This window comes from Staphylococcus sp. NWU MKU2, assembly GCF_033283605.1.
In the GTDB taxonomy this organism is placed as follows: Bacteria; Bacillota; Bacilli; order Staphylococcales; family Staphylococcaceae; genus Staphylococcus; species Staphylococcus haemolyticus.
Genome location: NZ_JAVSMH010000006.1, coordinates 102,963 through 113,177, shown reverse-complemented (window position 1 = coordinate 113,177; position 10,215 = coordinate 102,963). Strand labels below are relative to the sequence as shown.

Here is a 10,215-nt window from a genome sequence, read left to right as displayed (position 1 = left end):
CGCATTTTCAGTTCAGTCAGCTACTGCGAATTTGCAAAATAGCATCATCATATTATTTATGTCCCAGGCTCTTTTTAATGTATAAAATTATTTTCCATATTCTTTTTTATATAAGTGTCCCATAGTAATAAATGCTAAGATACCAAATATTGCTAAAAGAATAAATGCTAAATGACTTGAACCTGTTAGACCTGTTACATAAGTAATTACTAAAGGTGGGAAGAATCCTCCTAAACCACCCATCATAGAAACAATACCATTAGCTGCACCAGATTCTTTTGCGAAGTAAGAAGGTACAAGTTTAAATATTAAACCATTACCTAAACCAGCACAGATACTGATAGTTAAACAACCGATAGTAAATAAAGCAATATGACTTGAAATTCCTAAAATAACAGCACCTATAATCATCATAATAAAATCGATCATTAGTACTTTCACAGCATTAAATTTATCTCCAAGTATACCGCCAATAGGTCTTAAGAAAGTTGCTAAAGCAATGAATACACCTGAACGAATACCTGCATCAACTTTATCAATTCCAAAGTTATTTACTAAGTAGTTAGGTAAGAATAATCCAAATGCAACAAATGCACCAAACGTAATAAAATACCAAAGACTTAAGTAATATAGCTTATAATTCGATGATAATTTTTTAAACTGAGATGCTAAAGGAACTTTCACTTTCGGTTCATTTTTATCGCCAAAAATAAACATTAAAATTGCAAAAATAGCAATAATAATTAAGTAACTTCTTACTGTTGTTTGCCAACCTATAATACCTGCAATTGGTGGTGCTAAGAATGATGATACTGCCGTACCAATGTTACCCATACCGTAAATTCCATTCGCAAGCCCTACTTTATCTTTTGAAAAATATTTAGGTACCGATGTAACACCTACAGAGAATATCGCACCTCCAACACCTAAAAAGAATCCTGATAACATTAACATTCCTGGCGTTTGCGCTTGTCCTAAAAAGAAGATAGGAAATAATAATACGACAAAACTACAAAAGAATACCCATTTCGCACCAATAACATTCGTTAAGTAACCAAATGGTACACGTAAGATTGAACCTAATATTACTGGAATTGCCAGTATAATTGACAACTGCCCAGGATTAACTTTAATATCTTGAGAGATATATGGCATTAACGGAGAAATAATACTCCATGCCATGAAACCTACTACAAGACTTAACGTTTGTAATGTAAGTTGAAAGCCACCTTTTGTCTTATACATTTTTTCACCTTCATCATTTAATTTTCTATATCAGTAATTGTTATATAAAAGAGGTCAAAAATTTATAATACAATCACATTACTGATTACAATTAAATTTTAGTGTAATTGTGAAAAAATGAACATAAGGACATTCCCTTATACTGACTGGGAATCCCCCTATATTTTCATTTTTAAATGCACAAAAAAACTGAGACATTGCTGAATTGTCTCAGTATCATTTTCATCATTTAAAAATCTAATAATTTCTTTTTTAATGCATATTCAACTAACTCAGGTTTAGATTTTAAATCGAGTTTAGTCATTATATGTGTTTTATGCGCTTCGACCGTTTTGACCGACACGAATAACTTTTCAGCAATATCTTTATTGCCATACCCCTTTGCAATTAAAGGTAATATTTCTAGTTCGCGCTTAGACAATATTTTAAATGGATCGTTAGTAGATACTTCATCTGAATGTTTATGATTTACAAATTCATTCACTAATGACGTTGTTAATTTCATATCTACATATGTTTCGCCCTTATAAACTGTTCGCACTGCTAGTAATAATTGTTCATCAGGTGCATTCTTTAATATATATCCTTTAGCACCATTACGAAGAACGTGGAATAGATATTCTTCATCATCATACATCGTAAGTATTAATATTTTAGTTTCTGGAAAACTCTCTGATATTTTACTAGTTGCAATTAAGCCTGATTCACCAGGCGGCATACTTAAATCCATAATTAAGACGTCTGGCTTATACTCCATCACCTTTTGATAAGCTTCTCCCCCATCAGCAGCAGTTGCAACCACTTCCATATCCTCTTGAAAGTTTAATATCATTGAAAATCCTGTTCTAACGACTGCATGATCGTCTGCAATTACAATTTTCACTTTATATTCCCCTAACATATTTTAGACTGGCACATCTAATGTAATAATTGTACCTTTACCAATATGTGTTTCAATATTCACTGTACCTTTAACAAGTTCTGCTCTTTCATTCATACCATATAGTCCTAATCCCGTGCCTTGAGGTTTTAAATTAGGATCAAAGCCTTTACCTCGATCAATAATTTCAGCGATAAGGCCTGCTTCCGTTTGTTGAATCGTCACTTCCACTTCATAAACACCTGCATACTTTAATGCATTAAATATCGCTTCTTGAACAACGCGATAAACAACCGTTTCAATTTCACTATCGAAACGTATATTTTGAATATTTGATTGATAGACAACATTTAATCCATAATTATGCTCTAATTGTTTGAAATAGGATTTAAAAGCCGCTTCTAATCCTAAATCATCAAGTGATGAAGGTCTTAATTCTACTGATAGATTGCGAATATCATTGATTAAATTAGACATTAACATTTCGATATGTTCAGATTTCTCTATGAGTTGAGCCATATCTTGTTGATATTTCAATAATCTCAATTCAACATCTACATTTAACATCTCTTGAACAACACTGTCATGTAATTCTCTAGATATACGTTTTCTTTCATTTTCTTGTGCAGCTATAGTTTTACGTAACATCTGACGTTGATACATCTTTTCTTGTCGCTCTATTTGTGGAGATATATCTTGTAATGTAAAAGCGTAGATTTGTGCCTCATCATCAATACATTGATACGAAGCAGTAAATGGTTGAATTTTATTATCTACCGTCTTCATGAATACTTGGAAGTTCATATCATTAGGCTTTGTCGTATCAAGATAACAGTTAATGCAACTTTGTAATGCAAATTCGTTAGAGTAACCTTCACAACGATTACATATCGCATTGGTCATCGCACTATAGTTGTTATCCTTTGAAATAATCTCTTGTGCTGCGTTATTCATCGCGATAACTTTACCATCATTATTTACAAATACGATTTTTTCACTCGTCTTTTCGTAATATTTTTTTAGTAAGTTCTCTAAATCAAGATTATCAACATCCAACATTTTAAACACCTACATTTCTTCTGAAAATGTCCAAAGTTTGCCACTAATATCCAAAGTTTCATAATCAGGAAGAGGCTTGCCATCTCTCTGACCTAAGAGTAACACACCATACACCTGATTATTGTAACACAATGGGATAGATACCATTGCAGTTAGATTTTCGGCAATTAAGATTGGATATTTAATCTTGTCTTCTGGTGTTAAACTTGCTACTACGTCGGCAATGATCATGCGTTTTCCAGTCTTCATAACCATACCGGCTAAACCTCGCCCTTTACGCAAGATAATCATTTTATAGCGATCATTCAGGTTACCTGAGACATAATGCCATTTAATCGGTGCTGAAGTCATATGATGCTCGTAAAGTGCAACCCCTGCGAAATCATACCCTTCACTGACCCTTAGATTATTCAATTGTTGTTGGAAATCCTGTTCTTCAAATACTGGATTCGTAATCACATTTGAATCTCCTCTCATACTCATGAACGTGTTTTATGTTTACGATAAACAATATATCTACGATTAGTATACGATAGCGGTACACTCCAAACATGAACTAAGCGAGTGAATGGCCAACAAGCTAAAATTGTAAACCCAAGTAAGATGTGAATTTTAAAAGATAAAGGAACACTCGTCATCAGACTCGCATCTGGTGAAAATGTAAATAAGTGTCTAAACCATATAGATATCGTTTGACGATAATCAAAATCACTTACCATTGCATTCGTAACTAATGTTGAATAACAACCCATGAAAATAATTAATATTAATAAGAAATTTACAAATATATCAGAAGCTGAACTTAGCTTTCTAACATTTTTAATAGTAATTCGTCGTGCTGTTAATAGTAACATACCAATAAACGTCATTATACCAAAGATACTACCGATGTATACAGCACCAAAATGATACATTTCCTCGCTTACACCTAATCCATCAATCCATTTAGCTGGTATAGCGAGACCTACGACGTGACCAAAAAACACCGGGATGATGCCCAAATGGAATAATAAGCTACCCCATTTTAATTGTTTTTTCTCTAAAAATTCACTCGATTTAGCAGTCCATGAGAATTGATCATATTTATAACGAGCGATGTGTCCAACAATGAAAATGGCTACACATAAATATGGAAATATAATCCATAAAAATTGATTAAGCATGAGATGTCACCTCATTTGGAATTTCTAGACAAGCTTTTAATGTATTTCTTAAAGTACGTATCACATAAGCATAAGGATTGTTATCTTGAGCTAAATGATTTGCCATTTCATACGTACCGTCTTCAATAATCATAATAACTAGTTCAATATTACCTTCTGCTCGTGGATCATTTTGCCATGATGCTACGTGTAAGAATTGGAGCATCAATGGTAGATAATCTGATAACTCGTTATCTACCATTTTCAACCCAAACATTTCATATAACACTTTAAGTTTAGCCAACATTTGGCCTCTTTCTTTTTGAGTATCAAATTTGTTGTAAGTCATATAAAGCGGTGATTTCTTATTAAAATCAAAGGTATCTGTATATATTGCTTTAATTTCTGACAATGTGAATTGATGCATAATCTCTCTGTATTTTACTAAATCATCATAACCAGGATGAGAGGGTTCAATCGTTTCTTCAAATGTTTTTGGATGAAACGTTAATTTCTCTGGGAAATTAAGCTGCTGAGCGATATAACCAAAACTTTCTTGATAATAATGAAATTGTTGTAAATTAATCACGGAAAATCCCTCCATAGAAATTCTCATTATAAATTTCTTGTCCTGTTTTTCCTGAACCTACTGGAACACCACAGCCTTCACAATTGTCTCCGAAGTATTCGCCACCATACCCTTGGCTACCTTGCGCATGGTACGTATCTAAATATGTTTCTTTATGAGATGTTGGTACAACAAAGCGATCTTCATATTTTGCTAAACCTAATAAACGATACATATCTTTAGTTTGAATTTCTGATAATCCAAGTCTTTCTAATTTAGAAGTATCAAACTCTTTACCAGTAACTTGTGAGCGCATGTAACTTCTCATCATAGCCATTTTTTGTAAAGATTCTTTAACAGGTTGGACATCTCCGGCAGTAAATAAATTAGCTAAGTATTCTATTGGTAAACGCATTTCTTCAATAGCTGGGAAAATCATATCTGGGTTTTGTCCTGCATTTTTACCTTCAAAATAACTCATAATAGGACTTAATGGTGGGCAGTACCAAACCATAGGCATTGTTCTAAATTCTGGATGTAAAGGAAATGCTAATTTATATTCAATTGCCAGTTTATACACTGGTGAATTTTGAGCTGCTTCAATCCATTCATAGCTAATGCCATCTTTTTCAGCTTGTTCAATCACTTCTTCATCAAATGGATTTAAGAAAATATCTAATTGTTTTTCATATAAATCTTTTTCATTTTCAGCTGAAGCTGCTTCATGAACTCTATCGGCATCATATAATAATACACCTAAATATCTCATTCTACCTGTACATGTTTCAGAACAAACAGTTGGTAATCCAGCTTCAATTCTTGGGAAACAGAATGTACATTTCTCAGCTTTGTTTGTTTTCCAGTTGAAGTAAACTTTTTTATAAGGGCAACCAGTCATACAGTAGCGCCAACCACGACATGCATCTTGGTCAACTAAAACAATACCATCTTCATCACGTTTATACATTGCGCCAGATGGACATGAAGCTACACAACTAGGATTTAAACAATGTTCACAAAGACGAGGTAAATACATCATAAATGTTTCATCAAATTGGAATTTAATGTCTTCTTCAATTTTTTGAATATTTGGATCTTCTGGACCAGTAATATGTGCACCGGCTAAGTCATCTTCCCAGTTAGGCCCCCACTCAAGATTAAGTTTCTCACCTGAGATAAGTGAGTGCGCTTTAGCAACAGGAGAATGCTTACCTTCTTTAGCAGTAGTTAAATGTTCGTAATTGTATGTCCATGGTTCATAATAATCTTTAATAAGAGGCATATCTGGGTTGTAAAAGATTTTACCTAACGCCATTTTTGTCCAACGACTACCAGATTTAAGTTCTAATTTTCCTTTTTTATTTAAGACCCATCCACCTTTATAATGTTCTTGGTCTTCCCATCGTTTCGGATATCCTACACCTGGTTTAGTTTCTACGTTGTTGAACCACATGTATTCTGCACCTGGACGGTTAGTCCAAGTGTTCTTACATGTTACGCTGCAAGTGTGGCAACCTATGCATTTATCTAAATTTAACACCATTGCAATTTGCGCTTTAATCTTCAAGCCAATTTACCTCCTTCATCTTTCTCACTGCTACATATACGTCACGTTGATTTCCTATTGGTCCATAATAGTTAAAGTGATAACTAATTTGTGCGTAACCACCTACAAGCTGTGTAGGTTTCAAATGAATTCTTGTTGGTGCATTGTGTGAACCGCCACGAGTATCTGTAATTTCTGATCCTGGTGTTTCAATGTGTTTATCTTGTGCATGATACATAAACATTGTTCCTCTTGGCATACGGTGTGATGTGACTGCTCTTGCAGTTACCACACCATTTCTGTTATAAACTTCTAACCAATCGTTATCATTAATGCCGTGCTCTTCAGCATCCTCATTAGATAACCAAACGACTGGACCACCTCTAAATAATGTCAACATACGTTCATTATCTTGATATGTTGAGTGTATATTCCATTTACCATGAGGTGTTAAATAACGTAATACTAATGCATCCTGTCCACCTTTAACTAGTTTATCTCTAGTACCAAATACCATTGGTGGTAATGTTGGTTTGTATACTGGTAAACTTTCGCCAAATTGTTGGAATATTTCATGATCGATGTAATAACTTTGTCTACCTGTTAATGTTCTAAATGGTACGAGTCGTTCTATATTAGTTGTAAATGGAGAATATCTACGTCCATTTTTGTTTGAACCAGGGAACACAGCTGTTGGTATAACTTCGCGTGGTTGTGATGTAATGTTTAAAAATGAAATCTTTTCAGATGCACGTTCTTTTGAAATGTCTTTTAATTCCATTCCTGTTTGATTTTCTAAATCTTCGTATGATTTTTGTGATAATTTGCCGTTAGTAGCTGATGATATATTTAAGATTGCATCTGCTACTTTTCTAGCAGTATCGATACGTGGACGATTATTTCTGACTGATTCAGGGTCCTCATCATTCCAAGTACCTATCATACTTTTAAGTTCTTCATATTCATCTTTCACGCTGAAGCTTACGCCATGTGCACCAACTTTTCCTTTTTCAAGTAATGGACCTAAAGTCACATATTTATCGTAAATTTTAGTGTAATCTCTATCTACGACTGCGAAGTTTGGCATTGTTTTACCTGGAATGGCTTCAACTTCTCCTTTAGACCAATCTTTAACAATACCGTATTCTGAGCCTAATTCCTGTTTAGAATCATGGCCAAGTGGTGTCGTTACAACATCTTTAAATGTTCCTGGCAAGTAATCTTTCGCCATTTCTGAAACAGCTTTACTTAATGTTTTATAAATATCCCAGTCTGAACGTGATTCCCATAATGGATCAATCGCTGGATTAAATGGATGAATGAATGGATGCATATCTGTTGATGACAAATCGTGTTTTTCATACCATGTTGCAGCTGGTAATACGATATCTGAGTACAATGGTGTCGCAGTCATTCTGAAATCTAGTGACACTAGTAAGTCTAATTTACCTTCTGTATCTTCACGCCATTGAATTTCTTCTGGTTTGTCTTCTTCGTTAGGTTCAGCCATTAGTCCTGAACGTGTACCTAATAAATGTTTCATAAAGTACTCTTGTCCTTTGGCAGAACTTGAAATTAAATTTGAACGCCATACGAATAATGTTTTCGGATGGTTCTTTCTTAAATCTGGATCTTCTATCGCAAATTGAGTTTCTCTATTTTTAACTGATTCGATTGCTCTATTTAATATCGCTTCATTAGAGTCATCGCCGGCATCTTTTGCCTCTTCTCCGAATAACAAACTATTCTTATTGAATTGAGGGTATGACGGCAACCAACCTAATCTAGCAGCTGTGACGTTATAGTCAGCTGGGTGTTGATGTTTAATATTATTAGCTAATGGAGATTTTAATTTATCAACATTAGATTCCTCATATTTCCATTGATCAGTCGCAAAATAGAACCAACTTGTACCATTTTGCAGACGTGGTGGTCCTTGCCAGTCTTTCGCAAAGGCTACTGTATTCCAACCTTCAATTGGGCGACATTTTTCTTGTCCAACGTAGTGTGCCCATCCACCACCGTTAACACCTTGACAGCCACATAAAAGAACAAGATTTAAAATCGCTCGATAAATCGTATCTGAATTGAACCAGTGGTTAATACCAGCACCCATGATTATCATTGAGCGTCCTTTTGTATCGATTGCATTTTGCGCAAATTCTCTAGCTACTTGTGTTACTAATTCTGGTTTAATACCAGTTACTCGTTGTTGCCATGCAGGTGTATATTTTGATTCAGCATCGTCGTATGAAGTTGCTTCTAATTCATGATTAAATCGTTTAATGCCATATTGACTTGTCATTAAGTCATATACTGTCGCTACATACACTTCTTTTCCATCAGCTAATGTTACTTTTCTAGTTGCTATTGGTCTTTCAAAAATACCGTCACCTTGACTATCAAAGTAAGGGAATTGAATTGTTTTTAGTTCGTATGTGTCGTCTGCCATTGACATCGCTGGATCAATCTTAGAACCATCTTCATTTTCTAATTTTAAGTTCCACTTCTTGCCTTCTTCCCAGCGTTGACCCATTGTGCCATTAGGTACTACAAACTGATTACTATTCATATCGTGAATGACTGGTTTCCATTCGCTATTTTCACTTTCCATACCTAAATCACTTGCACGTAAGAATCGTCCTGCTTTATAGCCATTGTCATCTTCGTCTAACATAATCACGAAAGGCATATCTGAATATTGTTTTGAATAGTTAATGAACATTTCACTAGGCTTATCTTGATAGTATTCTTGTAAAATAACATGTGTCATTGCTTGTGCTACTGCTGCATCAGTACCAGGATTAGGCGCTAACCAGTTATCCGCGAATTTAACATTTTCTGCATAGTCAGGTGCTACTGAAACAACTTTAGTCCCTTTATATCTCACTTCAGTCATAAAATGAGCATCAGGTGTTCGTGTAAGTGGTACGTTTGAACCCCACATAATAATATATGAAGCATTGTACCAATCACTTGATTCAGGTACGTCAGTTTGTTCACCCCAAATTTGTGGTGACGCAGGCGGTAAATCAGCATACCAATCATAAAAACTTAACATTTCTCCACCGAGTAAGTTGATAAATCTTGCCCCTGCAGCATAACTTATCATTGACATGGCAGGAATTGGTGTGAATCCTGCGATTCTATCTGGACCATCCTTTTTAATTGTATAAAGAATTTGTGCAGCAATAATATCTGTTACATCTTTCCAGTTAGCTCGAACATGTCCACCTTTACCACGTGCTTGTTTATATGCTTTTGCTTTCTCTTCGTCTTCAACAATAGATGCCCACGCTGCTATACGATTTCCATTATTTTCTTCTAAAGCAGTATTCCATAAATCTAATAATTTACCTCTAATGTATGGATATTTCACACGCAGTGGACTATATTCATACCAAGAGAATGACGCACCACGTGGACATCCACGAGGTTCAAATTCTGGCATATCAGGCCCACAACTTGGATAATCGATTTGTTGATTTTCCCAAGTGATTACGCCGTTTTTAACAAATACTTTCCATGAACATGACCCTGTACAGTTAACACCATGTGTTGTTCTAACTACTTTATCGTGACTCCATCTTTCACGGTACATTTTTTCCCATTCTCTACTTTTGCTCTCAAGAACTGACCAGTTACCATTAAATGTCTCAGTTGGTTTGAAAAAGTTTAATCCAAATTTTCCCATCTATATGAATCCTCCTACCGTTAAAGGTATTAACTTATTCCGATTTGCCGTTTTACTTTTGAATTTATAATGATTGTACAA

General features: G+C 34.6%; 8 protein-coding genes. All 8 read right to left on the bottom strand.

Translation table 11 applies throughout. The features are described 5' to 3' along the window. Window positions 1-87 precede the first annotated feature (87 nt). The 8 genes from SBL15_RS10015 to SBL15_RS09980 all read right to left on the bottom strand — a co-directional run bounded on the left by SBL15_RS10015 (window position 88) and on the right by SBL15_RS09980 (window position 10,134). Complete coding sequence (locus SBL15_RS10015) at window positions 88-1,245, bottom strand: nitrate/nitrite transporter (protein WP_107637889.1); 1,158 nt, start codon at window positions 1,243-1,245, stop codon at window positions 88-90. A 229-nt stretch (window positions 1,246-1,474) separates the two neighbouring features. After that, the gene (gene nreC, locus SBL15_RS10010) at window positions 1,475-2,128 is read right to left on the bottom strand and encodes a nitrate respiration regulation response regulator NreC (protein ID WP_107637888.1); all 654 of its coding nucleotides are present in this window, start codon (window positions 2,126-2,128) and stop codon (window positions 1,475-1,477) included. A 21-nt stretch (window positions 2,129-2,149) separates the two neighbouring features. Beyond that, window positions 2,150-3,184, bottom strand: coding sequence for a nitrate respiration regulation sensor histidine kinase NreB (nreB, locus tag SBL15_RS10005; RefSeq protein WP_107637887.1), 1,035 nt, complete (start codon window positions 3,182-3,184; stop codon window positions 2,150-2,152). Between the two features lie 9 nt (window positions 3,185-3,193). Further along, window positions 3,194-3,643 carry a nitrate respiration regulation accessory nitrate sensor NreA gene (gene nreA / locus SBL15_RS10000; protein WP_107612268.1) on the bottom strand — a complete coding sequence of 150 codons (450 nt, stop codon included), beginning with the start codon at window positions 3,641-3,643 and terminating at the stop codon, window positions 3,194-3,196. Window positions 3,644-3,663: 20 nt separating this feature from the next. Next, window positions 3,664-4,347 carry a respiratory nitrate reductase subunit gamma gene (gene narI / locus SBL15_RS09995; RefSeq protein WP_011274982.1) on the bottom strand — a complete coding sequence of 228 codons (684 nt, stop codon included), beginning with the start codon at window positions 4,345-4,347 and terminating at the stop codon, window positions 3,664-3,666. After that, the gene (gene narJ / locus SBL15_RS09990; RefSeq protein ID WP_317964139.1) at window positions 4,340-4,915 is read right to left on the bottom strand and encodes a nitrate reductase molybdenum cofactor assembly chaperone; all 576 of its coding nucleotides are present in this window, start codon (window positions 4,913-4,915) and stop codon (window positions 4,340-4,342) included. The genes narI and narJ overlap by 8 nt, the downstream gene beginning before the upstream one ends. Continuing rightward, window positions 4,908-6,461 carry a nitrate reductase subunit beta gene (narH, locus tag SBL15_RS09985; RefSeq protein WP_011274980.1) on the bottom strand — a complete coding sequence of 518 codons (1,554 nt, stop codon included), beginning with the start codon at window positions 6,459-6,461 and terminating at the stop codon, window positions 4,908-4,910. The genes narJ and narH overlap by 8 nt, the downstream gene beginning before the upstream one ends. Continuing rightward, complete coding sequence (locus SBL15_RS09980) at window positions 6,451-10,134, bottom strand: nitrate reductase subunit alpha (RefSeq protein ID WP_317955887.1); 3,684 nt, start codon at window positions 10,132-10,134, stop codon at window positions 6,451-6,453. The genes narH and SBL15_RS09980 overlap by 11 nt, the downstream gene beginning before the upstream one ends. Window positions 10,135-10,215: the final 81 nt, after the last annotated feature.

Excerpts from the sequence above, each read along its gene's own strand:
- SBL15_RS09980 (WP_317955887.1), bottom strand. The coding sequence starts at position 10,134 with ATGGGAAAATTTGGATTAAACTTTTTCAAACCAACTGAGACATTTAAT.
- narI (WP_011274982.1), bottom strand. The coding sequence starts at position 4,347 with ATGCTTAATCAATTTTTATGGATTATATTTCCATATTTATGTGTAGCC.
- SBL15_RS10015 (WP_107637889.1), bottom strand. The coding sequence starts at position 1,245 with ATGTATAAGACAAAAGGTGGCTTTCAACTTACATTACAAACGTTAAGT.
- nreB (WP_107637887.1), bottom strand. The coding sequence starts at position 3,184 with ATGTTGGATGTTGATAATCTTGATTTAGAGAACTTACTAAAAAAATAT.